25 protein-coding genes and 2 pseudogenes are annotated in these 22361 nt (G+C 61.2%); 3 read left to right on the plus strand and 24 right to left on the minus strand.

Features of this window, described 5'->3' with window-relative positions; genetic code table 11:
* Window positions 1-27: 27 nt before the first annotated feature.
* From ACA067_RS24070 to ccmA, 10 genes are all read right to left on the minus strand, one after another.
* Entirely contained in the window at window positions 28-438 is a 411-nt protein-coding gene (locus ACA067_RS24070) for a hypothetical protein (RefSeq protein ID WP_497458808.1), read from the minus strand.
* A gap of 14 nt (window positions 439-452) precedes the next feature.
* The gene (ccmI, locus tag ACA067_RS24075; protein ID WP_497458809.1) at window positions 453-1655 is read right to left on the minus strand and encodes a c-type cytochrome biogenesis protein CcmI; all 1203 of its coding nucleotides are present in this window, start codon (window positions 1653-1655) and stop codon (window positions 453-455) included.
* Entirely contained in the window at window positions 1648-2121 is a 474-nt protein-coding gene (locus ACA067_RS24080) for a cytochrome c-type biogenesis protein (protein WP_497458810.1), read from the minus strand. The genes ccmI and ACA067_RS24080 overlap by 8 nt, the downstream gene beginning before the upstream one ends.
* A complete protein-coding gene (locus tag ACA067_RS24085) occupies window positions 2118-2654 on the minus strand; it encodes a DsbE family thiol:disulfide interchange protein (RefSeq protein WP_497458811.1) in 537 nt (178 codons plus the stop codon). The genes ACA067_RS24080 and ACA067_RS24085 overlap by 4 nt, the downstream gene beginning before the upstream one ends.
* Window positions 2651-4654, minus strand: coding sequence for a heme lyase CcmF/NrfE family subunit (locus ACA067_RS24090; protein WP_497458812.1), 2004 nt, complete (start codon window positions 4652-4654; stop codon window positions 2651-2653). Before ACA067_RS24090 ends, ACA067_RS24085 begins: the two co-directional genes overlap by 4 nt.
* Before the next feature lie 3 nt (window positions 4655-4657).
* Window positions 4658-5113: a cytochrome c maturation protein CcmE gene (gene ccmE, locus ACA067_RS24095; RefSeq protein WP_307328183.1), complete on the minus strand. Its 456-nt coding sequence runs from the start codon at window positions 5111-5113 to the stop codon at window positions 4658-4660.
* Complete coding sequence (ccmD, locus tag ACA067_RS24100; RefSeq protein WP_064679077.1) at window positions 5110-5286, minus strand: heme exporter protein CcmD; 177 nt, start codon at window positions 5284-5286, stop codon at window positions 5110-5112. The genes ccmE and ccmD overlap by 4 nt, the downstream gene beginning before the upstream one ends.
* Window positions 5283-6038: a heme ABC transporter permease gene (locus tag ACA067_RS24105; RefSeq protein ID WP_497458813.1), complete on the minus strand. Its 756-nt coding sequence runs from the start codon at window positions 6036-6038 to the stop codon at window positions 5283-5285. The genes ccmD and ACA067_RS24105 overlap by 4 nt, the downstream gene beginning before the upstream one ends.
* Window positions 6039-6132: 94 nt before the next feature.
* Window positions 6133-6801, minus strand: coding sequence for a heme exporter protein CcmB (gene ccmB / locus ACA067_RS24110; RefSeq protein ID WP_093225052.1), 669 nt, complete (start codon window positions 6799-6801; stop codon window positions 6133-6135).
* A complete protein-coding gene (gene ccmA / locus ACA067_RS24115) occupies window positions 6798-7433 on the minus strand; it encodes a cytochrome c biogenesis heme-transporting ATPase CcmA (protein ID WP_497458814.1) in 636 nt (211 codons plus the stop codon). The genes ccmB and ccmA overlap by 4 nt, the downstream gene beginning before the upstream one ends.
* A gap of 198 nt (window positions 7434-7631) precedes the next feature.
* On the opposite strand from ccmA, the gene fliK reads away from it, so the two are divergent.
* Complete coding sequence (gene fliK, locus ACA067_RS24120) at window positions 7632-9206, plus strand: flagellar hook-length control protein FliK (RefSeq protein WP_497458815.1); 1575 nt, start codon at window positions 7632-7634, stop codon at window positions 9204-9206.
* A complete protein-coding gene (locus ACA067_RS24125) occupies window positions 9203-9532 on the plus strand; it encodes an EscU/YscU/HrcU family type III secretion system export apparatus switch protein (protein WP_497458816.1) in 330 nt (109 codons plus the stop codon). Before fliK ends, ACA067_RS24125 begins: the two co-directional genes overlap by 4 nt.
* Before the next feature lie 104 nt (window positions 9533-9636).
* Here the strand turns inward: ACA067_RS24125 and ACA067_RS24130 are convergent, their stop codons facing one another.
* Window positions 9637-9891, minus strand: a complete 255-nt coding sequence (locus ACA067_RS24130) for a hypothetical protein (protein ID WP_497458817.1) — start codon at window positions 9889-9891, stop codon at window positions 9637-9639.
* Window positions 9892-10253: 362 nt separating this feature from the next.
* Between ACA067_RS24130 and ACA067_RS24135 the strand changes: the two genes are divergently transcribed.
* Window positions 10254-10613, plus strand: a complete 360-nt coding sequence (locus tag ACA067_RS24135; RefSeq protein ID WP_497458818.1) for a hypothetical protein — start codon at window positions 10254-10256, stop codon at window positions 10611-10613.
* 180 nt (window positions 10614-10793) lie between these two features.
* Here the strand turns inward: ACA067_RS24135 and ACA067_RS24140 are convergent.
* The 13 genes and pseudogenes from ACA067_RS24140 to fleN form a co-directional block, all read right to left on the minus strand.
* Window positions 10794-11411, minus strand: a pseudogene (locus ACA067_RS24140) (EamA family transporter); the annotation flags it as partial.
* A gap of 134 nt (window positions 11412-11545) precedes the next feature.
* Window positions 11546-11941: a DUF2802 domain-containing protein gene (locus ACA067_RS24145; RefSeq protein WP_497458819.1), complete on the minus strand. Its 396-nt coding sequence runs from the start codon at window positions 11939-11941 to the stop codon at window positions 11546-11548.
* A complete protein-coding gene (locus ACA067_RS24150; RefSeq protein WP_150764505.1) occupies window positions 11942-12427 on the minus strand; it encodes a chemotaxis protein CheW in 486 nt (161 codons plus the stop codon).
* 87 nt (window positions 12428-12514) lie between these two features.
* Window positions 12515-13367, minus strand: a pseudogene (locus ACA067_RS24155) (CheW domain-containing protein); the annotation flags it as partial.
* 123 nt (window positions 13368-13490) lie between these two features.
* On the minus strand, window positions 13491-14279 hold the full coding sequence (locus ACA067_RS24160) for a ParA family protein (protein WP_497458820.1): 789 nt from the start codon (window positions 14277-14279) through the stop codon (window positions 13491-13493).
* Window positions 14280-14321: 42 nt separating this feature from the next.
* Entirely contained in the window at window positions 14322-15215 is an 894-nt protein-coding gene (gene motD / locus ACA067_RS24165) for a flagellar motor protein MotD (RefSeq protein ID WP_497458821.1), read from the minus strand.
* Window positions 15216-15230: 15 nt separating this feature from the next.
* Entirely contained in the window at window positions 15231-15971 is a 741-nt protein-coding gene (locus ACA067_RS24170) for a flagellar motor protein (RefSeq protein WP_497458822.1), read from the minus strand.
* On the minus strand, window positions 15971-17107 hold the full coding sequence (locus ACA067_RS24175) for a protein-glutamate methylesterase/protein-glutamine glutaminase (protein ID WP_497458823.1): 1137 nt from the start codon (window positions 17105-17107) through the stop codon (window positions 15971-15973). The genes ACA067_RS24170 and ACA067_RS24175 overlap by 1 nt, the downstream gene beginning before the upstream one ends.
* A gap of 50 nt (window positions 17108-17157) precedes the next feature.
* Complete coding sequence (locus ACA067_RS24180; RefSeq protein WP_497458824.1) at window positions 17158-19407, minus strand: chemotaxis protein CheA; 2250 nt, start codon at window positions 19405-19407, stop codon at window positions 17158-17160.
* 23 nt (window positions 19408-19430) lie between these two features.
* The gene (locus tag ACA067_RS24185) at window positions 19431-20219 is read right to left on the minus strand and encodes a protein phosphatase CheZ (protein ID WP_497458825.1); all 789 of its coding nucleotides are present in this window, start codon (window positions 20217-20219) and stop codon (window positions 19431-19433) included.
* A gap of 22 nt (window positions 20220-20241) precedes the next feature.
* Window positions 20242-20613, minus strand: a complete 372-nt coding sequence (locus ACA067_RS24190) for a chemotaxis response regulator CheY (protein ID WP_162530195.1) — start codon at window positions 20611-20613, stop codon at window positions 20242-20244.
* 166 nt (window positions 20614-20779) lie between these two features.
* Window positions 20780-21520, minus strand: coding sequence for an RNA polymerase sigma factor FliA (gene fliA / locus ACA067_RS24195; protein WP_497458826.1), 741 nt, complete (start codon window positions 21518-21520; stop codon window positions 20780-20782).
* Entirely contained in the window at window positions 21517-22347 is an 831-nt protein-coding gene (fleN, locus tag ACA067_RS24200; RefSeq protein WP_497458827.1) for a flagellar synthesis regulator FleN, read from the minus strand. The genes fliA and fleN overlap by 4 nt, the downstream gene beginning before the upstream one ends.
* Window positions 22348-22361 lie beyond the last annotated feature (14 nt).

The raw sequence follows: 22361 nt of genomic DNA on the forward strand, positions 1-22361 counted from the left end.
CTGTCGCCAGACGTGTTGAACGACTGATTACTGCCCGAACTGCCGTCCCAACCCGCCCGGCACACCCTGGATATCGGTATCTTCCCACGGCCCGTTCGGGCTGATCGACCGACTCCAGCCGTTGTTCCAGCGGTAGTAGGTGCGCTGGCGGTAGAAGGTGTTGGTCTGATCTTCGAGCACGTACACGCCGAGCTTGGGATCCCAATGGCTGTTGCCACCCGGCGGCGGGGCGAAGCTGGCGGAGGTGCGAGGCAGCGGTTTGGCGGGCTTGGCCGGAATGCTCGGCTTGCTCGGCGTCGGTGTGGTAGATGGGGTCGGGCGGGGCTGCGAGGGCGGGATGGGCGGCAGCGGCGTTGGCGGCGGCTCGGGCCGCTGGACCGCGCAAGCGCTTAACCCCAAAACCATACTGAGCAGGGTGATACGAGCGATGGCGGTCATGGTGACGTTTCCTGTTATTTATCTGGACTGTCGATGGTCAGTTGTTGCTGTGCGGTGGTGCTGCTGGCCAAGGGCTGGCTGCGACCGATCCATTCGCCAGCCGTGGGTTGGCCGGCGCGGGAGATGCGTGCAACCAGTTGGACTTCAGGGAAGTTCGACAGTTTCAACTGCGGCATCATGGCATCGGCATCGCCCAGCTCGACGGTCGCCGGCAAGTCGGCCACAGTCAGGCGTTTGGCGGCCAGTGGCGCGGGCGGACCGGACGTGGCGCGGGCAAAGATGAACACGCTGTCGCCCGGCTGGACCTTGGCTTTGAGCTCGGGTGAAAGATCCACACGGACCTTGAGCACCGCTGCCACCTTGGCCGCCGGCGCCTGGGCCACCTTGCCGCCGCTGGCGACGAGTTTTTCGCTGGCCCGCGCAATCCCGCCTTGCAGCGCGGCACGGGAATTGTCATCCGGCGGCAATTGCGCCAGCAGGCGATTCCAATAGTCGATGGCGTCCTGATAACGCTCGCTTTCGAAAGCGGCGATACCGAGCAGGCCGAGGCTGGTGACTTCCTTCGGATCGGCTTTGAGCGCTTCGTCGGTCAAGGCCTGGACCTTGTCCGACCACTTCTTGCCATCGGCGAAGTACTGGGCTTGCGCCCACTGGCCGAGCAGCTCCGGCTGACGACCGGCCAGGTTGACCGTGCGTTCGAAGATCTTCGCCGCGTCAGCTGGACGATCCTGAGCCATGTAGGTGCGACCGAGGAAGTACAGGCCTTCCGCCGAATCCGGCAGCGCCTCGACCGCGCGCTCCAGGCGACGGGTCATCTCTTCCATCGACTGTGGCGCCTGGGCGAATTCGCGGGTCAGTTCGACCTTGTCGCTGGCCCCGAAATGCAGGTACAGCCCAAGCCCGAGGATCGGCACCAGGATAGCCGCCAGCAGCGGCAACGGCTTGCCCAGGCGGGACACGCGCGGTGCCTCGACCCCTTCGGTGTCCGCCAGCAACTCACGAGCGGCTTCGGCACGGCCGGTGTCCATTTGCACGGCGTCGAGAACGCCCTCCTCCTGCTGGGTTTGCAGTTCGGCCACGCGCTCCTGATACAGCGCGACGTTGAGGGCAGTACGATCCTCTTCAAGCTGGGCGCGACGGCCACGCAGAACGGGGATCAGCAGAAAACTCAGGGCAACCAGAAGCAGCAGACCTGCAGCGAGCCAGAAATCAATCATTCTTGGTTTTATCCAACAGGTGGTCGAGGCGCTCACGCTCCTCGGCAGAAAGCTCGTCCTTGGTGGCAGCGCTTTGCACGCGACGACGGCGGACGATCACGGCGATGATCACGAAACCGCCCAGCAGCAGGCCGGCAGGGCCGAACCAGAGCACTGCCGTCTTGGCGTTCAGCGCGGGTTTGTAGCGCACGAAATCACCGTAGCGGTCGACCATGAAATCGATGATCTGCTGATTGTCCTTGCCCTCGCCAAGCATGCGGAAAATCTCTTTGCGCAGGTCGGCGGCAATCGGTGCGTTGGAATCGGCAATGTCCTGATTCTGGCACTTGGGGCAACGCAGTTCCTTGGTCAGCTCGCGAAAACGCTCGCGATCGCCTTCTTTGGCGAACTCATAAGTGTCGATGGCCGCGTGCGCCACGCCGGCCATGCTCAAGCCCAACACCACAGCGGCTATCCAGCGCTTCATGGCTTGGCCTCATCCACCAGCGCCTGATACTTGGCCGCCAGTTTTTCACGCCAGACTTGCTCGTCGATCACCCCGACGAACTTGTCGCGGATGATGCCCTTGGCGTCGATGAAGAAGGTTTCCGGGGCTCCATACACACCGAGGTTCAGGCCCAAGGTACCGGCGTCATCACGGATATCCAGCTGGTACGGGTTGTGGAATTCTTCCAGCCACTTCAAGGCATCGGCGTTGACGTCCTTGTAGTTGATGCCGTAGATCACCACGCCCTTCTCGGCCAGCTTGTTCAGCACCGGGTGCTCGACCCGGCAGGAAATGCACCAGGTGCCCCAGACGTTGACCAGCGCCGGCTTGCCGAGGATGTCGGCCTTGGTCAAGGTCTTGTCGCCCTGCACCGCTGGCAGGGAAAACTCCGGGAACGGTTTGTTGATCATCGCCGAGGGCAACTCGGCCGGGTTCAGGTACAGGCCGCGGTACAGGAACACGGCAACCACCAGGAAAATCGCCAGGGGCAACAGCATCAGCCAACGTCTCATGCCGTCGCCTCCGACATGCCCAGTGCTTCACGCACGCGGCTTTTCACCTTGACCCGATAACGCCGATCCATCGCCGCCAGCAACCCGCCGAGACCGGTGAGCAGGCCGCCGAACCAGATCCAGCGCACGAACGGCTTGACGTGGACGCGCACGGCCCAGGCGCCATCGCCCAGCGGTTCGCCGAGGGCAACGTAGAGATCACGGGTGAAACCGGCGTCGATTCCGGCTTCGGTCATTACCGAGTTCTGCACGGTATACAGCCGTTTTTCCGGGTGCAGCACACTGATTTCCTTGCCGCCCTTGATCACGCGTACGGTGCCCTTGTCGGAGGTGAAGTTAGGGCCTTCGAAGTGTTTGGCGCCTTCGAACACGAACTGGTATCCGCCCAGGTCCATGGATTCGCCTGGCGCCAGGCGCAGGTCGCGCTCGGCACTGTTCTGGCTCGACAACACGACACCGAGGGCGCACACGGCAATGCCAATGTGCGCGACCTGCATGCCCCAATAGCTGCGGGTCAGGGTTGGCAGGCCTTTGATCAGGCCCTTGTGGCGAGTCTTGTCAAAGATGTCGCGAACGCCGGCCAGCAACACCCAGGCCGCGAGCATGAAGGTGGCGATCACCGCCCAGTTGAAATCACCGTAGGCGACGCCGGCCACCACCGCCAACGCGGCGCTGCCGAGCAACACCGGAGTCAACATGCTCATCAGCCATTTGACCGGGGTATCTTTCCAGCGCACCAGCATGCCGACCGCCATCACCACCATCAGCAACGCCATCAGGGGAATGAACAGCGCGTTGAAGTACGGCGGGCCGACCGACAGCTTGGCGCCGGTCATCGCATCGAGGATCAGCGGGTACAAGGTGCCGAGCAGAATCATCGAAGCCGCCACCACCAGCACCAGGTTATTGCCCAGCAGCAGGGTTTCCCGGGACCAGAGGTTGAAGCCGACATGACTCTTGACCACCGGTGCGCGCAGGGCGAACAGCGTCAGCGAACCGCCGACCACAAACAACAGGAAGATCAGGATGAACACACCACGCTCGGGGTCGGACGCAAAGGCATGCACCGACGTCAGCACACCGGAACGGACGAGGAAGGTCCCGAGCAGGCTCAACGAGAACGCGGCGATGGCCAGCAACACGGTCCAGCTCTTGAACACACCACGTTTTTCCGTGACCGCCAACGAGTGAATCAGCGCCGTGCCGACCAGCCAGGGCATGAAGGAGGCGTTTTCCACCGGGTCCCAGAACCACCAGCCGCCCCAGCCGAGCTCGTAATAGGCCCACCAGGAGCCCAACGTGATGCCGATACCGAGGAAGGCCCAGGCGACGATGGTCCACGGACGGGACCAGCGCGCCCACGCGGCATCGAGACGACCACCGAGCAACGCGGCGATGGCAAAGGCGAAGGCCACGGAAAAACCGACATAGCCCATGTACAGCATCGGCGGGTGAACGATCAGGCCGATGTCTTGCAGCAAGGGATTGAGGTCACGACCGTCCGTTGGAATCTGCGGCAGGATCCGTTCGAACGGGTTGGACGTCAGGATCAGGAACAGCAGGAAACCGATGCTGATCATGCCCATGATCGACAACACACGGGCAAGCATCACTTGCGGCAACTGCCGGGAGAACACCGACACGGCGAAGGTCCAGCCGCCGAGGATCAACGCCCACAGCAGCAACGAGCCTTCGTGAGCACCCCATACCGCGCTGAACTTGTAATACCACGGCAAGGCGCTGTTGGAGTTGCTGGCGACATAGGCCACGGAGAAATCGTCAGCCATGAACGCGTACGTCAGGCAACCGAAGGCAAACAGCAGGAACGCGAATTGCCCCCAGGCGGCCGGCTGGGCGAGGCTCATCCACAAGCGGTCGCCGCGCCAGGCACCGAGCAATGGCACCACGGCCTGAACCAGCGCGAAACAGAGCGCCAGGATCATTGCCAGGTGGCCCAGTTCGGGGATAAACAGCCCTGAGCCAAACAGTGCGGAAGTCATCGATCAACCCTCCTTCGCGGGCGTTGGAGCAGATTGACCGCTGTCTTTCAAAGCCTTGGTCACTTCAGGCGGCATGTATTTTTCATCGTGCTTGGCCAGCACTTCATCAGCCACCACAACGCCATCGGCATTGAGCTTGCCCAGGGCGACGATGCCCTGCCCTTCACGAAACAGATCCGGAAGGATACCGCGGTAGCTGATGGTCACGGACTCCTTGAAGTCGGTGACAATGAATTTCACGTCCAGGGAATCGCCGGACCGTTGCAGCGAACCTTTCTCGACCATGCCGCCCGCGCGGATGCGCGTGTCTTGCGGCGCTTCGCCGTTGGCGATCTGGGTCGGGGTGTAAAACAGATTGATGTTCTGTTGCAGGGCGCTCAGGGCCAGGCCGACGGCAGCGCCGACGCCGACCAGGATCGCGAGAATGATGATGAGACGCTTTTTACGCAGGGGATTCACTTGCCGTTCTCCCGGCGCAGACGACGCGCCTCTTGTTGCAAATACCGCTTGCGGGCCAGGACCGGCGCCGCCACGTTGAGGACCAGTACCGCCAGGCAGATGCCATAAGCCGACCAGACATACAGGCCGTGATGGCCCATGGCGAGGAAGTCGCCGAATGAAGCAAAACTCATCGAGCGACCTCCAGGCTATTCTGCACTTCGGCCTTGACCCAGCTGGCGCGGGCTTCGCGCTTGAGCACTTCAAGGCGCATGCGCAGCAACAGCACGGCGCCGAAGAAACAGTAGAAACCCAACACCGTCAGCAGCAGTGGCAGCCACATCTCGACCGGCATCGCCGGTTTTTCGGTGAGGGTGAAGGTCGCGCCCTGGTGCAGGGTGTTCCACCACTCCACCGAGTATTTGATGATCGGGATATTGATCACGCCGACGATCGCCAGCACCGCGCAAGCCTTGGCCGCGCTGTCACGATTGCTGATCGCGTTGCCCAGCGCAATGAGACCGAAGTACAGAAACAGCAGAATCAGCATGGACGTTAGTCGCGCATCCCAGACCCACCACGAACCCCAGGTCGGTTTGCCCCAGATCGCGCCGGTGACCAGCGCCACGGCAGTCATCCAGGCCCCGATGGGCGCCGCGCATTGCAGGGCGACGTCGGCCAGTTTCATCTTCCAGACCAGCCCGACGATGCCGCACACGGCCAGCATCACGTAGATGGACTGCGCGAGCATGGCGGCCGGGACGTGGATATAGATGATGCGAAAGCTGTTGCCTTGCTGGTAGTCCGGCGGCGCGAAGGCCAGTCCCCATACTACGCCAACGCCGATCAGCAGCAACGCCGCGACGCCAAGCCACGGCAGCAGTTTGCCACTGATGCCGTAAAACCATTTGGGTGAGCCGAGCTTATGAAACCAGGTCCAATTCATTGCTGTTTCCATCACGGTTGCCGCTCGTTGTCACGAGCTGGCCAGGGTCTGCTTTTTTAAGCAAAAATGGTTAAAAAATAACCAGACCTCATTATTATTCGCCGACGCTGATCTTCAGGCCAGCAGCTATTGCAAAAGGTGTCAGGGTTATCGCCAGGGCGGTCAGGCTGCCAAGCCACAGGAGATAACCGGTCGCCGGCATGCCCTGCAAGGCCGCCTGCAAGGCGCCACTGCCCAGGATCAACACCGGGATGTACAACGGCAGGATCAGCAACGCCAGCAGCAGGCCGCCTCGCTTCAATCCCACCGTCAGCGCCGCGCCCACCGCACCGAGCAGGCTCAGCACCGGTGTACCCAGCAATAACGAAAGCAGCAACACCGGCAGACAGGCGGCAGGCAAACCGAGCATCAATGCCAGCAGGGGTGCGAGCAAAACCAGTGCCAGGCCAGAGAAGGCCCAGTGTGCCAGTACCTTGGCCAATACCAGAAGAGGCAGGGGGTGCGACGAAAGGACCCACTGCTCCAGGGAACCGTCTTCGAAATCACTGCGGAAAAGCCCGTCCAGCGAGAGCAAAACCGATAAAAGGGCGGCGACCCAGACCAGTCCCGGAGACAAGGTTTGCAACAATTGAGACTCGGGTCCGACCGCCAACGGGAACAGGGAAACGACGATCGCGAAGAATACGAGCGGATTGGCCAATTCCGCAGGACGGCGGAACAGCAAACGGGCCTCACGGGCGACCAACAGGCCGAAAACACTCATACGGCCCAGTTCCCCAGATCAATGTCGCGATAACCGGCCGGCATCCGGCTCAGGGTGTGGTGCGTGGTCAACACCACCATGCCACCGCGCTCGCAATGGGCGGCCAGGTGTTCTTCAAGTTGCGCCACGCCTTGTTTATCGAGCGCGGTAAAGGGCTCATCGAGGATCCACAGTGCCGGGCTGTCCAGGTACAACCGCGCCAATGCCACGCGGCGCTGCTGGCCGGCGGACAGGGTGTGGCAGGGAACATCCTCGAAACCGCGCAGACCGACAGCGGCCAGCGCTTGCCAGATCGCCTCGTGGGAGGCCGGGTGATGCAAGGCGCAGAGCCAGCTCAAATTCTCTTCCGGGGTCAGCAAGTCCTTGATCCCGGCGGCATGGCCGATCCACAGCAGGTTGTGCGCCAGTTCACTGCGTTGCTCGCTCAGCGGCTGGCCGTTGAGCAGTACGTAACCGGCGGTCGGCTGCATGAGACCGCAAAGCAGGCGCAGAAGGCTGGTCTTGCCGCTGCCGTTAGGGCCACTGATTTGCACCATTTCGCCACTGGCCAGTCTCAATTCGAGATTTTCGAAAAGCAGCCGAAGGTCTCGCTCACAGGCAAGGGCAACGGTTTGCAGGACAGGACTGGTCAAGAGATCACGGGCCTTTACGGTTCAAGTCGGCAGCGGTGCGGCCGCTAAAGAGATGCAGGATAAATGCTTTGGCGGCTCGTTCTAAGGCGCCAGATCAAGTATTTGCAAATGATTTCAGCGCCCCGGATACAACGGGGCCGCATTATACATGCCATGCCCTCCTCTCAAGAGGGCAATTTCCTCAGGTTGTGACCGCATATGACAGGCGAAATGAACATCCTCCCGCTACCGCCAACCGCGCCTGCGACGCCACGTGCGCAGGCGGTCAGCGGTGAGCTGCTCAAGTTGCTGACGCCGATGGAGGGCTTGATCAGCACCGGTCAGAGCGCCAAGGCCGAAGTGCTGTCGCTCAAGCAGGCGGAACAGACTTTTCAACTGCTGCTGAAGGTCACCCTCGACAGCGGCCGCCAGACCACAGTCCAGGCCAACAGTGCCCAGCCGCTGCTCCAGGGCACCCGCCTGGCGATCACCCAGCCATCGGCAGGCAATCTGGCGATCACCGTCGTGCAACAGGCCGTCGCGTCCAGCGTCGCCACCCTCACCCGCATCGACACCGCGCAACTGCCGGCCGGCACCCTGCTGCAAGGCAAAGTGCAGACCTCGCAAGTGATGCCCAAGGTGCCGGGCCAGCCAACGGTTTTTCGTTCGATGGTGAGCCTGCTCAATACGGCGTTGAGCGGCAGCACACTGAGCATCGACAGCCCGCAGCCGCTGCGCATCGGCACCTTGCTGAGCGCGCGGGTGCAGGACGCCCAGACCTTGAAGTTCGTCCCGTTGAGCAGCCGCCAGGAACAACTGGCGGTGACCCAACAACTGGTCAGCCAGCAGAGTCGCCAGGGTTCGATCGACGGGTTGTTGAACATGCTGCAAAACCTGCCCGCGGATCAGACATCCAGCGATGTGCGCGCTGCCGTGGACAAGCTGCTCGCCGGCCTGCCGGACGTTCATCAACTCAGTACGTCCAAGGGCCTGGCCCAGGCACTGGCCAGCAGCGGGCTGTTCCTCGAAGCGAAACTGCTCGGCGGGCACAACCCGACGTTGGCGCCGGACATGAAGGGCGACCTGCTCAAGCTGATCGCACAATTGATGCCGGGATTGCCGGCCAACACTAATCTGAATGCGATCATTGCCGCCAATACCCTGGCCCAGGCCATGCCGGGTTTCCTGCGCAGCGCCCTCGGCATGCTTGGGCAGGTCAGCGCCAAACCGTCGCCGACCAGCTTCCCCCTGCCCGAACGCCTGTTGCAAAGCGCAGACGGCGAGGACGATCTCGAACACCTGCTGCGTTTGGCGGCCGCAGCGGTTTCGCGTTTGCAAAGCCATCAGCTGTCGAGCCTGGAACAGACCGGCCTGACCAGTGACGGGCGCCTGATGAGCACCTGGCAGCTGGAAATCCCGATGCGCAATATGCAGGACATCGTGCCGTTGCAAGTCAAGTTCCAGCGCGAAGACGCTCCCGAAAAGCAGCAGCCAAAAGAACGCCACGAAGAACGCCCCCCCAAACAACACCTCTGGCGCGTCGAACTGGCGTTCGACATGGAGCCGCTGGGGCCGTTGCAGGTTCAAGCGCAGTTAATCAGTGGCAGCCTCTCCAGCCAGCTATGGGCCGAGCGGCCGTATACCGCCAGCCTGATCGAAAGCAATCTGGCTGCACTGCGTCAACGCCTGTTGGATTCGGGCCTGAACGTCGGCGACCTCGATTGCCACCTCGGCACACCGCCGCAAGGCGCCCAAACCCGTCTCGAACAACGCTGGGTCGACGAAACCGCATGAAAACCCCTGATACCCCGCGCCAGGCCATCGCCCTCCAATACGACGGCAGCCACGCCCCTACCCTCACGGCCAAGGGCGACGACGCACTGGCCGAAGCCATTCTGAAACTTGCCCGCGATTATGAAGTGCCGATCTACGAGAACGCCGAACTGGTGAAGCTGCTGGCGCGGATGGAATTGGGGGACAGTATTCCGGAGGAGCTGTATCGCACGATTGCCGAGATTATTGCGTTTGCGTGGAATCTGAAGGGAAAATTTCCGATGGGGCATGATCCCGATGCGCCGATGGTCGAGAAGGACATCACCGATCGCGGGAATGATTATTAAGGTTTCGAAGACGCCATCGCGAGCAAGCTCGCTCCCACATTAGATTTGCAGCGCACATAAATCATGTGTTCGACACCGATAAAGCGTGGGAGCGGACTCGCTATTCAACTATTGCTTTCTCGACGAACCTCTTCTGCAAGGTACTCTCCTCTGTTATTTCGGTAAGCAAGAAACGAAACGCGCTGCCCCACTACCGGGGCATCATCACTCCAAAACTTACCATCCCAATCGAGAAAGCTCCCTGCATGGAAATTACATTGTATTTCCAAATAACCTGAAATATATCCAAGAAACCGTTGCAGCTTCTCGGGCTCGTAGGTTTCTATCATACCGAAATGACGGATCTGTTTTCCATTCATGTTAAATCTCCTGACACTAATTTAATTTGAACTTATTTAACCATTACGCTCACACACAAAAAGGCGAGCGCCTTCATTAAATACTCAGCACAATTAAAAAAACACTATCAGTTGTAACAGTATCTACACCCACGGGAAAACCTCACCATAATAGGTTTGAATTTTGTTTCGTTATTGGCGGGGACATTGGCCTTTCATTCACGTCCGCTACCGCCCACCGGCCCTTACCGAGGCCAATACACTGGCGTAAGACCGAAAGGGGGGTTGAGGTTGCAGGCTCCGGATGCGCCAATGGTGAAGAAGGATGTGACAAAACGGGGGGATTACTGAGGATTTGAGGACGCCACTTTGTAGGAGCAAGCTTGCTCGCGAAAAACCAACGAGCGCGGCGGTTTGCCAGGTATAACGCGTCATCATTGACGATTTTCGCGAGCAAGCTCGCTCCTACAGGGGATCGTGAACGGCCCTGTCAGCTTTTGTGCAACTTGCTCATCAGCTCCGCTTCAGCCTGGGTCAAGCCACACCGCCCTGTCATCGTCCAGCAGCGTTTCATCGCCACTGCCAATCGTGCATTCCCCATGGGGGCAAGACACGCGATCGCCGACTCTCGCGACCGCGAGACCATTGATAAAGTAGAGGGGGATCTTTCAACCACCCGGCCCCCATCAGAGGTAGGGGCGTTGAAAACGATGATGGGGCGCATGATGGACGTCCGTGTTTAAACAGGGCCGAGTCGATTCGCGGAAACACACCGTACTAACGGCAAGCCATTGTCACAAGTCGGCACATTCCGTAAAACTTGTAGACTCGGTCCTAGGACCATCAACTCCGCCTCAGCCTGCGTCAGGCCGCAGAACCGAAGGTGCTCAGACCGAGAAAGACGTGACGGCACGCGGTGATGATTATTGATCGGTAAACTTGATTGCGCGGCGCGTTCGGCTCAGGTGCTTCAAGCCTTCGATGATCAATACCACCACCGCCAGCCAGATCGGCAGGTAGGTCATCCACTGCCCAGGTTTCAGGCTGTCACCGAGCAACAGCGCCACGGCGACCAGCAGCACCAGTTCGGCATAGCTGAGCAGCCCGAACAGACTGAACGGTAATAGCCGGCTGGCGAGGATATAGGCGTACCCCGCCGCCGCACTGACAATGCCCATGAGCGGAATCAACCAGTACAGCGCCGGACGCTGCGCGCCGATGTCGGCCACCGGCTCGCCGCTGAGCACAAACCACAGTGCCGCCGGGATCATCAGCACCATGTCCAGCCACAACCCGCCCAGATTGTCCGTGCCCAGGCGCCGGCGCAACACGAAGTACATCGGATAGCCAAGCGCAACGACCAGCGTGGTCCAGGAAAATCCGCCGGTGCGGTACAACTCGTTGACCACACCGATGGCCGCGAATACCGCAGCGATTTTTTGCAGGTGCGACATGCGCTCGCCATAAACGATGCGTCCGGTGATCACCATCGTCAGCGACAGCAGGAAGTAGCCCAGCGACACGTCCAGACCATGGCCATTGCGACAAGGGAGTCATTGCCATACTTCAACTTTACGGTTGGGAATTAGTCCAATAAAAAAAATGCAACCTGCGCAAGCTTTGACTCGCTCTCGCACCCTGCGATCCTGAACGTGTCGCTGACCGCTCGAATGGCTCAGCTGCTTTTGTGCAACTTACTCATCAACTCCGCCTCGGCCTGGGTCAAGCCGCAGGACTGAGTCAGTTCATTGACGCTTGCGCCCATCCCCACCAGGCGAGCCGCCTGGGCGAACGACAGGCTCGACGGGTCGCGCTGTTCCAGCTGCGCCAGTTTGTCCGGCAACGGCCCGACCACCGCGCGCAATTCTTGCAGATCCTGCCCCATGCGCACGTTGCTGTTCTGGTAATCGTCGACGCGTTTGGCCAGGTCCTTGATGCGCTGATCGCGCAGCGCATCGCCCCGGGCCTGTTGCGCGGCGATCAGCTTTTGCGCGCGAACGTAGGCCAGGAACATCGCCAGCGTGCCTGCCCAGAAGAGGAACAGGACAATGACCGCCACCTCAAGCATCAATCAGATGTTCTCCAGGTCCGACCATTCTTCTTCGCTCATCATCTTGTCCAGTTCGACCAGGATCAGCAATTCGTTGTTCTTGTTGCACACGCCTTGAATGAACTTGGCGGACTCGTCGCTACCGACGTTCGGCGCGGTTTCGATTTCCGACTGGCGCAGGTAAACCACTTCGGCCACGCTGTCGACCATGATCCCGACCACTTGCTTGTCGGCCTCGATGATGACGATCCGGGTGTTGTCGCTGATCTCGGCGTTCATCAGGCCGAAGCGCTGACGGGTGTCGATCACGGTGACCACGTTGCCGCGCAGGTTGATGATGCCCAGTACGTAGCTCGGGGCACCCGGGACCGGGGCGATTTCGGTGTAGCGCAGGACTTCCTGAACGCGCATCACGTTGATGCCGTAGGTTTCATTGTCCAGCTTGAAGGTTACCCATTGCAGGATCGGATCTTCGGAACCTTTTGCAGACGACGCCTTATCATTCATACCCTGACCCCTCGATAAACCGCCCTGGCGGTGTGTGTTCCGTGCGGCGACATGGAGTGCCGCCATCTGTTTGTCATGTAGCTTCCATGTTGGTTTACGGGCCGGCTTTGCTGTCGCCCCTGTGCTTTGCCCCGCCGCTGGCGATCAGCTCGGCCAGTTCGGTAACGTCGAGCAACGCACACATGTGTTCAATCACCGTGCCCGCCAGCCATGGTCGTTGACCGCGGTGGCTGCGCCATTTGATTTCGTTCGGGTCCAGGCGCAACGAGCGACTGACCTGATGCACCGCCAGCCCCCACTCGTAGCCCTGCACCGAAATGACGTATTGCAGGCCCTGGCGCAAGTCATCGCGATAACGGTCGGGCATGACCCAGCGTGCGGTATCCAGCACCTTCAGGTTGCCGGCCTGGCTCGGCAGGATCCCGAGGAACCAGTCCGGCTGACCGAACAGCGGTGTCAGTTCGTGACCGGCCAACGAATAGATCGAACCCAGGCACACCAGCGGCACCGCCAGGGTCAACCCGGCGACATCGAACAACAGGCATTCGAATGGCTCGGCGGCCCATGAAGGACGACCGTTGGGTTCAACTGTTGGCGGCGTGGCGCCGGGCGGCTGATGGACGTCGACCACCGGCGGTACCAGGGTTGGCAACTGCGGGGCGCTGGTGGAAACAGGCGCCAGAACCGGTGCCAGCGTTTCGATCATGGCAACCGGTGTTTTCGTCACCGGCGCAGCAATCACGGCGGGTTTCTGCGAATCGCGGGCCTGTTCTTCAAGTACCGCGGCCTGGAACTCGTCCAGCGCAGCTTCAACCTCGACCACGTCGGGGAGCGTGTCGACGTCCGCTGGCAACTCTTCGGTCGCCTCCATCAGCAAGCTGTCCAGATAGGACTGCAGCGCCAGTTGCGGACGTGAAGTGATCTTTACCGGACGGTTCATACGCGCTCCACTGTAGGAGCTGCCGCAGGCTGCGATCTTTTGATCTTGATTTTTTCGAGACGATTAACAGCCAGGATCAAAAGATCGCAGCCTGCGGCAGCTCCTACGGGGCTCGGGTTCATCTCAGGCTACCTGCGGGACGAGTTGTGCCGCCAGCAGGTGCTTGAGCAGGGCGCGGTAAGCGAGGACGCCGCGGCTCTTGCTGTCGAATTGCGAAGGCGTCATGCCGGCAAGGCTGGCGTCCCGCAAGCGGGTGTCGACCGGGATGTGGCCCTGCCAGATTTCCTCCGGGTACATGTCGCGCAACACCCGCAACGTCCCGATGGAGGCCTGGGTGCGGCGATCGTACAACGTCGGCACGATACTGAACGGCAGCGCCTGTTTGCGTGAGCGGTTGATCATCGTCAGGGTGCTGACCATGCGCTCCAGGCCTTTGACCGCCAGGTGCTCGGTCTGCACCGGGATTACCAGCTGCTGGCTCGCCGCCAAGGCATTGACCATCAGCACGCCGAGCAACGGCGGGCTGTCGATCACTGCGTAATCGAAGTCCTGCCACAACTGCGCCAGGCTCCTGGCAATCACCAGGCCCAGGCCGCTCTGGCCCGGCGACTGGCGCTCGAGGGTCGCCAGTGCGGTGCTCGACGGCAACAGCGAAATGTGTTCATGACTGGTGGACAACAACAACTGACCGGGCAAACCCGGGGGCACGCTGCCCTTGTGCAGGAACAGGTCGTAGACGCTGTGTTCCAGCTTATCGGGGTCATAACCGAAGTAACTGGTCATGGAGCCGTGGGGGTCGAGATCGACCACGACCACGCGCTTGCCCGCCTCGGCCAGTAACCCGGCTAAAGCGATGGAGGAAGTGGTTTTACCGACACCACCCTTTTGATTGGCGACTGCCCAGACTCTCATTGGATTGTTCCTCCCGGTCGAGAGGCTCGACCGAGAAATAGCTCAGGGTATTAATGCGGGTGACGGAGAATTGACGGCACTCTCTCGTCCCGGCGACTTGATCGGGGTCGGTGCAGTTTGTGTGCCAGCACGCCTCAATGCGGCATCCGGTTTGGCATGGGCGGTTCCGGTGCCGGTCAGGCTGCGACGTACATCGAGATTTCGCGACACCACCAACACCACGCGACGGTTGCGCGCCCGCCCCTCGGCGGTCGCGTTGTTGGCCACCGGCTGGAACTCACCGTAACCCACCGACGCCAGACGGCCGGGGTTCACCCCCTGCATCGCCAGCATGCGCACGATGCTCGCCGACCGGGCCGAGGACAGCTCCCAGTTGGTCGGGTATTGCGCGGTGCGGATTGGTCGATCGTCGGTGAAACCTTCGACATGGATCGGGTTGTCGAACGGCTTCAGGATCGCGGCGACCTTATCGATGATGTTGAACGCGATGTCGCTGGGCATGGCGTCGCCGCTGCCGAACAACAGGCTGGAGTTGAGCTCGATCTCAACCCACAACTCATTGCCGCGCACGGTCATCTGGTTGGCGCTGATCAGGTCGCCGAACGCCGCGCTGATGTCATCGGCAATGCTGTTCAGCGGATCGTTGGCGGCCTGCGCGATGCCCGCGTCGATCTGCTCGCTGTCCTTGACCAGCGGCTTGGCCGGGGTCACGGTCTTCGGTCGTTCGTCGCCGATGGGGATCGGCGTGAGCGCACGATCGGCGTCGGTAAAGACGCCGATCAACGCTTCGGAAATAACCTTGTACTTGCCTTCGTTGACCGAAGAGATCGAGTACATCACCACGAAAAAGGCGAACAGCAAGGTGATGAAGTCCGCATAGGACACCAGCCAGCGTTCGCGATTGACGGGTTCTTCAGGTTGCCGGCGACGAGCCATCGTCCATGACCTCCATCAATCCATGAAGCCTTGAAGCTTCAACTCGATAGAGCGAGGGTTTTCACCTTCGGCGATCGACAGGATGCCTTCCAGCAGCATTTCGCGGTAACGCGACTGGCGCAGGGCGACGGACTTGAGCTTGGCGGCAATCGGCAGCAGGACCAGGTTGGCACTGGCCACGCCATAGATGGTGGCGACGAAGGCCACGGCAATGCCGCTGCCCAATTGTGACGGATCGGCCAGGTTGCCCATGACGTGGATCAGGCCCATCACCGCACCGATGATGCCGATGGTCGGCGCGTAGCCGCCCATGCTTTCGAAGACTTTGGCGGCCTCGATGTCGCGGCTTTCCTGGGTGTAGAAATCCACCTCCAGAACGCTGCGGATCGATTCCGGCTCGGCCCCGTCCACCAGCAGTTGCAGGCCTTTGCGCGAGTAGTTGTCGGGTTCGGCGTCGGCCACTCCTTCCAGGCCGAGCAGACCTTCCTTGCGCGCGGTCAGGCTCCAGCTCACCACGCGATCGATACCGCCGGCCAGATCCACCCGCGGCGGGAACAAAATCCAGACCAGAATCTGCAGGGCGCGCTTGAAGGCGCTCATCGGCGACTGCAGCAGCGCCGCACCGACGGTCCCGCCGATAACAATCAATGCCGCCGGGCCGTTGGCCAGTGCGCCGAGGTGACCGCCTTCAAGATAGTTGCCGCCGATGATCGCGACGAATGCCATGATGATCCCGATCAGGCTCAGAACATCCATCAGACACACGCCTCGACCAGATGCCTGCCAATCTCGTCCAGGCCATACACCGCATCGGCCAGTTCGGCTTTGACGATGGCCATCGGCATGCCGTAGATCACACAGCTGGCTTCATCCTGGGCCCAGATCGAGCTGCCACCCTGCTTGAGCAGACGCGCACCTTCGCGACCGTCGGCGCCCATGCCGGTCAATACCACCGCCAGAACTTTGTCACCGTAGGACTTCGCCGCCGAACCGAAAGTGATGTCCACACACGGCCGGTAGTTCAGGCGTTCGTCACCCGGGAGGATTTTCACCGCGCCACGGCCGTCGATCATCATCTGCTTGCCACCCGGGGCCAGCAGCGCGAGACCCGGACGCAGGATGTCGCCATCCTCGGCTTCCTTGACGCGGATGCGGCAGAGCTTGTCCAGACGCTCGGCGAACGCCTTGGTGAAGGCCGCCGGCATGTGCTGGATCAACACGATCGGTGCGGGGAAGCTGGCCGGCAACTGGGTCAGCACCCGCTGCAGGGCAACCGGGCCGCCGGTGGACGTACCTATGGCGACCAGTTTGTAGGCTTTACGCTTGGGTGCCGGCGACGACGATGCCGGGGCGTGCGTACGAGCCGGAATCGGAGCCGGAGCCGGAGCCGGACGCGCAGGCGCGCTGCTGCCGTAACTGCTGACGCTCGAAGGCGTAGGCGCTGGTGCGGCGACCGGGGCCGGGGCCGGAGCGCTGTAGGCGCTGACACGACGGTTACTGCGCGAAATGCTCAGAATCTTCTCGCACAGCAACTGCTTGACCTTCTCCGGGTTGCGCGAGATGTCTTCGAAATTCTTCGGCAGGAAATCCACCGCGCCGGCGTCCAGCGCATCCAGGGTGACCCGGGCGCCTTCATGGGTCAGCGAGGAGAACATCAACACCGGGGTCGGGCAACGTTGCATGATGTGCCGCACGGCAGTGATGCCATCCATCATCGGCATCTCGTAGTCCATGGTGATCACGTCCGGCTTGAGGGCCAGCGCCTGATCGATCGCCTCTTTGCCGTTGGTCGCCGTACCGACGACCTGGATATTCGGATCGGCTGAAAGAATTTCCGAGACGCGGCGGCGGAAAAACCCCGAATCGTCCACCACCAGGACTTTGACTGCCATAAACACTCCATTAGACGCAGCGGGGCCTCAGTCGCCCCGCCCCGCCAGAATCAAATACGCCGCGTGGCGTAACGCTTGAGCATGCTCGGAACATCGAGAATCAGCGCAATGCGGCCGTCACCGGTAATGGTGGCGCCCGAGATGCCCGGGGTTCCCTGAAGCATTTTGCCCAATGGCTTGATGACCACTTCTTCCTGGCCCACCAGTTGATCGACGACGAAGCCGATCCGCTGGGTGCCCACCGAAAGGATCACCACATGGCCTTCACGCTGCTCTTCGTGAGCGGCGGAGCGGACCAGCCAGCGCTTGAGGTAGAACAGTGGCAGCGCCTTGTCGCGCACGATCACCACTTCCTGACCGTCCACCACGTTGGTGCGCGACAGGTCGAGGTGGAAGATCTCGTTGACGTTCACCAGCGGGAAGGCGAACGCCTGGTTGGCGAGCATGACCATCAGCGTCGGCATGATCGCCAGGGTCAGCGGCACCTTGATGACGATCTTCGAGCCCTGGCCCTTGGCCGAGTAGATGTTGATCGAACCGTTGAGCTGGGAAATCTTGGTTTTCACCACGTCCATGCCCACGCCACGACCCGACACGTCGGAGATCTCGGTCTTGGTCGAGAACCCGGGGGCGAAGATCAGGTTGTAGCACTCGGTATCGCTCAGGCGCTCGGCCGCGTCCTTGTCCATCACCCCGCGCTTTACCGCGATGGCACGCAGGACGTTCGGGTCCATGCCTTTGCCGTCATCGGAAATCGACAGCAGGATATGGTCACCCTCCTGTTCCGCCGCGAGTATCACCTTGCCGCCGCGGGATTTGCCCGAGGCTTCGCGTTCTTCCGGCGATTCGATGCCGTGGTCGACGGCGTTGCGCACCAAGTGGACCAGCGGATCGGCCAGGGCCTCGACCAGGTTCTTGTCGAGGTCGGTTTCTTCGCCGACCAGCTCCAGGTTGATCTCTTTCTTGAGCTGGCGCGCCAAGTCGCGAACCAGGCGCGGGAAACGCCCGAAGACTTTCTTGATCGGTTGCATCCGGGTCTTCATGACCGCGGTCTGCAGGTCGGCCGTGACCACGTCGAGGTTCGACACGGCCTTGGACATGGCCTCATCGGCGCTGTTGGCACCCAGGCGAACCAGGCGGTTACGCACCAGCACCAACTCGCCGACCATGTTCATGATTTCGTCGAGACGCGCGGTGTCGACCCGCACGGTGGTCTCGGCTTCGCTGGCGGGCTTCTCAGCCGGTGGCGCCGCGGGTGCACGCGCCGGCGCCGGGGTGGCCTTCGCTGAGTCGGCTTGTGGTTCGGCGGCTTTGGCGACCGGTTTGGGCGCCGCAGCCTTGGCGACCGGCGTGGCCACCGACGCACTGGCGCCGGTAGCGGTGCCGATTTCAGAAAACTTGCCTTTGCCGTGGAGTTCGTCGAGCAGTGCTTCGAACTCGTGGTCGGAGATCAGATCGCTGCCCACCGCTGCGGCCATTGGCGCGACCGGGACCGGAGCCGAAGCAATCGCCGACTCCAGCGCTTCGACCGCGAAGTTGCCCTTGCCGTGCAACTGATCGAGCAGTGCTTCGAATTCTTCGTCGGTGATGTCGCAGCTGTCGCCTGCCACTTTCGGCGCGGTCGCTGCAACCGGTGCGGCGGGCGCTGCTGGCGCAACCACTGCGTCGACGGCGAACCGGCCTTTACCGTGCAACTGATCGAGCAAGGACTCGAACTCGGCATCGGTGATTTCGTCGCTGGCCGCGCCATTATGGCTGACCGGTGCCGGAGCGGAAGGCGCCGCCTCGGCCTGCGCCTTGACCGCGTTCAGCGAGTCCAGCAGTTGTTCGAATTCATTGTCGGTGATGTCACACGACGCGCTGTCGGCCACAGGCGCCACGGCGGCAACCGGCGCCGCTTCGTCGGCCGATTGCGGCTCGGCCAGACGCGCCAGGGCCGCCAGCAATGCAGGCGTGGCCGCCGTGACCGGGCTGCGTTCGCGGACCTCGGTGAACATGTTGTTCACCGCGTCCAGTGCTTCGAGAACCACGTCCATCAGTTCCGAGTCGACGCGACGTTCACCCTTGCGCAGGATGTCGAACACGTTCTCGGCGATGTGACAGCACTCCACCAGCTCGTTGAGCTGGAGAAAGCCGGCGCCCCCTTTTACAGTGTGAAAACCGCGAAAAATTGCATTGAGCAAGTCCGCATCGTCCGGTCGGCTTTCAAGCTCGACCAGCTGTTCGGACAGTTGCTCTAGAATCTCGCCGGCCTCAACCAGGAAATCCTGAAGGATCTCTTCATCGGCGCCGAAGCTCATTAATGGGGTGCTCCTAACAGGTCTTAAAATCCAAGGCTGGAAAGCAAATCGTCCACATCGTCCTGACCGGACACGACGTCTTCTCTTTTATCGGCATGAATCTGCGGACCTTCACCCTGAGAGCGCTGTTTTTGCGGATCTTTTTCTGCCCGCATCGCTTCACGGTCATGTTCGATGCCCGCAAAGCGGTCCACCTGACTGGCCATCAGCACGAGTTTGAGCAGGTTGCTTTCAACTTCGGTGACCAATTGGGTCACACGCTTGATCACTTGTCCGGTGAGGTCCTGATAATCCTGAGCGAGCAGGATATCGTTGAGGTTGCTCGACACAATGCGGTTGTCTGCGCTGCTGCGTGTCAGGAAACCGTCGACCCGCCGGGCCAGTTCGCGGAACTCTTCAGCCCCGACTTCGCGACGCATGAACCGTCCCCAGTCCGTGCTCAGCGCCTGGGCTTCGTGGCTCAGGGCGTTGACCAGCGGCGTGGCGTTTTCTACCAGGTCCATGGTGCGGTTGGCCGCGGCCTCGGTCAGCCTGACCACATAGCCCAGGCGCTCGGTGGCGTCTGTGATCTGGGACACTTCCTCGGCTTGTGGCATGTGCGGGTCAATCTGGAAATTGACGATCGCGCTGTGCAACTCGCGGGTGAGCTTGCCCACTTCCTGATACAGGCCGCGGTCACGGGTCTGGTTGAGCTCATGGATCAGTTGCACCGCGTCGCCGAACTTGCCTTTTTCAAGGCTTGCGACCAGTTCGACCGCGTGTTTTTTCAGGGTCGACTCGAAATCACCCTGTGAAGATTCTTTATGCTCCATAGCTTCCCCGTGGCGCAGTTGCTCAACCAATGCGTTCGAAAATCTTCTCGATTTTTTCTTTCAACGCCTGGGCCGTGAAGGGCTTGACCACATAGCCGTTAACACCGGCCTGGGCTGCTTCGATGATCTGCTCGCGCTTGGCTTCAGCGGTCACCATCAGCACCGGCAGGTGCTTGAGCTTTTCATTGGCACGCACGTGGCGCAGCAGATCGATGCCGGTCATGCCAGGCATGTTCCAGTCGGTGACCAGAAAGTCGATGCTGCCGCTGTTGAGCATCGGAATGGCCGTGGTGCCATCATCCGCCTCGACCGTGTTGGTGAACCCAAGGTCACGCAACAGGTTTTTGATGATCCGCCGCATCGTTGAGAAGTCATCAACGATGAGGATTTTCATGTTCTTGTCCAATTCGACCTCCAAGCAGTCTTAAACGCGCCCAGCACCTGGACGCGCCATTTCAATCAATCCGGCGATACACTCGATGACTGTCTGGAACACAACGGATCGAGACCGGCGCGGTTCAACCCACACCAGCCACGTTCGCAGTGTCCCCACACTGCCTTCAGCGCGCTCGCCACTCCCCCAAACGCCCCCGCAAACGGGCCGCGCACTGGCTGTGCAACTGGCTGACCCGGGACTCGCTGACCCCCAGGACCTCGCCGATTTCCTTGAGATTCAGCTCTTCGTCGTAGTACAGCGCCAACACCAGTCGCTCACGCTCAGGCAAATTGGCAATCGCGTCCGCCAGCGCCGCCTGGAAGCGTTCGTCTTCCAGATCGCGCGACGGCTCCGGATGTGCACTGGCGCCATCCTCGTGCAGCCCTTCGTGTTCGCCGTCCTGCAACAGATCGTCGAAACTGAATAAGCGGCTGCCCAGGGTGTCGTTCAAAATCCCGTAATAATCGTCGAGACTCAATTGGAGTTCGGCCGCAACTTCGTGATCTTTAGCGTCGCGACCGGTTTTAGCTTCAATCGAGCGAATCGCGTCGCTGACCATGCGGGTATTGCGGTGGACCGAACGTGGCGCCCAGTCCCCCTTGCGCACCTCATCGAGCATCGCGCCGCGGATTCGAATGCCCGCGTACGTCTCGAAGCTGGCGCCTTTGCTGGCGTCATATTTGGTCGACACTTCCAACAGGCCGATCATCCCGGCCTGGATCAGGTCTTCGACCTGGACACTGGCCGGCAGACGCGCCAGCAAGTGGTAAGCAATGCGTTTGACCAGTGGCGCGTAACGCTCGATCAGCTCGTACTGCGCGTCACGTGCCGACTGCTTGTAAAAGTTGTAGCCACTGGCTGTCATAGCACCGGTCCTGCGGATTGTTGCACCAGGCGTTCGACAAAAAACTCCAGGTGCCCGCGGGGGTTGGCCGGCAGCGGCCAGGTATCGACCTTCTGTGCAATGGCCTTGAAGGCCAGGGAGCACTTGGATCGCGGGAAGGCCTCATAGACGGCGCGCTGCTTCTGCACCGCCTTGCGCACGCATTCGTCATACGGCACGGCGCCGACGTATTGCAAGGCGACGTCGAGGAAGCGATCCGTGACCTTGGTCAACTTGGCGAACAGGTTGCGACCTTCCTGCGGGCTCTGGGCCATGTTGGCCAGGACGCGGAAGCGGTTCATGCCGTAATCGCGATTGAGCAACTTGATCAGCGCGTAGGCGTCCGTGATCGAGGTCGGTTCGTCGCAGACCACCAGCAACACTTCCTGCGCTGCGCGAACGAAACTGACGACCGACTCACCAATGCCCGCCGCGGTGTCGATCACCAATACGTCGAGGTTATCGCCGATATCGCTGAAGGCCTGGATCAGGCCGGCATGTTGCGCAGGGCTCAGATGAACCATGCTCTGCGTGCCGGACGCGGCCGGGACGATACGAATGCCGCCGGGGCCTTGCAACAGAACGTCGCGCAGCTCGCAGCGGCCTTCGATCACGTCGGCCAGGGTCCGTTTGGGTGTCAGTCCCAGCAGGACGTCGACATTCGCCAGCCCCAGATCGGCGTCCAGCAGCATGACGCGCCGGCCGAGCTCCGCTAGAGCCAGGGACAAGTTCACTGACACGTTAGTTTTCCCGACGCCACCTTTGCCGCCGGTCACCGCGATCACCTGTACGGGATGCATGCTGCCCATGTTATTTCTTTACC

It is taken from the genome of Pseudomonas sp. LBUM1674 (assembly GCF_059695635.1).

Coding starts and splice junctions, on each gene's coding strand:
- ACA067_RS24070 (WP_497458808.1), bottom strand. CDS start 438: ATGACCGCCATCGCTCGTATCACCCTGCTCAGTATGGTTTTGGGGTTA.
- ccmI (WP_497458809.1), bottom strand. CDS start 1,655: ATGATTGATTTCTGGCTCGCTGCAGGTCTGCTGCTTCTGGTTGCCCTG.
- ACA067_RS24080 (WP_497458810.1), bottom strand. CDS start 2,121: ATGAAGCGCTGGATAGCCGCTGTGGTGTTGGGCTTGAGCATGGCCGGC.
- ACA067_RS24085 (WP_497458811.1), bottom strand. CDS start 2,654: ATGAGACGTTGGCTGATGCTGTTGCCCCTGGCGATTTTCCTGGTGGTT.
- ACA067_RS24090 (WP_497458812.1), bottom strand. CDS start 4,654: ATGACTTCCGCACTGTTTGGCTCAGGGCTGTTTATCCCCGAACTGGGC.
- ccmD (WP_064679077.1), bottom strand. CDS start 5,286: ATGAGTTTTGCTTCATTCGGCGACTTCCTCGCCATGGGCCATCACGGC.
- ACA067_RS24105 (WP_497458813.1), bottom strand. CDS start 6,038: ATGAATTGGACCTGGTTTCATAAGCTCGGCTCACCCAAATGGTTTTAC.
- ccmB (WP_093225052.1), bottom strand. CDS start 6,801: ATGAGTGTTTTCGGCCTGTTGGTCGCCCGTGAGGCCCGTTTGCTGTTC.
- fliK (WP_497458815.1), top strand. CDS start 7,632: ATGACAGGCGAAATGAACATCCTCCCGCTACCGCCAACCGCGCCTGCG.
- ACA067_RS24125 (WP_497458816.1), top strand. CDS start 9,203: ATGAAAACCCCTGATACCCCGCGCCAGGCCATCGCCCTCCAATACGAC.
- ACA067_RS24130 (WP_497458817.1), bottom strand. CDS start 9,891: ATGAATGGAAAACAGATCCGTCATTTCGGTATGATAGAAACCTACGAG.
- ACA067_RS24150 (WP_150764505.1), bottom strand. CDS start 12,427: ATGAATGATAAGGCGTCGTCTGCAAAAGGTTCCGAAGATCCGATCCTG.
- ACA067_RS24160 (WP_497458820.1), bottom strand. CDS start 14,279: ATGAGAGTCTGGGCAGTCGCCAATCAAAAGGGTGGTGTCGGTAAAACC.
- motD (WP_497458821.1), bottom strand. CDS start 15,215: ATGGCTCGTCGCCGGCAACCTGAAGAACCCGTCAATCGCGAACGCTGG.
- ACA067_RS24170 (WP_497458822.1), bottom strand. CDS start 15,971: ATGGATGTTCTGAGCCTGATCGGGATCATCATGGCATTCGTCGCGATC.
- ACA067_RS24175 (WP_497458823.1), bottom strand. CDS start 17,107: ATGGCAGTCAAAGTCCTGGTGGTGGACGATTCGGGGTTTTTCCGCCGC.
- ACA067_RS24180 (WP_497458824.1), bottom strand. CDS start 19,407: ATGAGCTTCGGCGCCGATGAAGAGATCCTTCAGGATTTCCTGGTTGAG.
- ACA067_RS24185 (WP_497458825.1), bottom strand. CDS start 20,219: ATGGAGCATAAAGAATCTTCACAGGGTGATTTCGAGTCGACCCTGAAA.
- ACA067_RS24190 (WP_162530195.1), bottom strand. CDS start 20,613: ATGAAAATCCTCATCGTTGATGACTTCTCAACGATGCGGCGGATCATC.
- fliA (WP_497458826.1), bottom strand. CDS start 21,520: ATGACAGCCAGTGGCTACAACTTTTACAAGCAGTCGGCACGTGACGCG.
- fleN (WP_497458827.1), bottom strand. CDS start 22,347: ATGGGCAGCATGCATCCCGTACAGGTGATCGCGGTGACCGGCGGCAAA.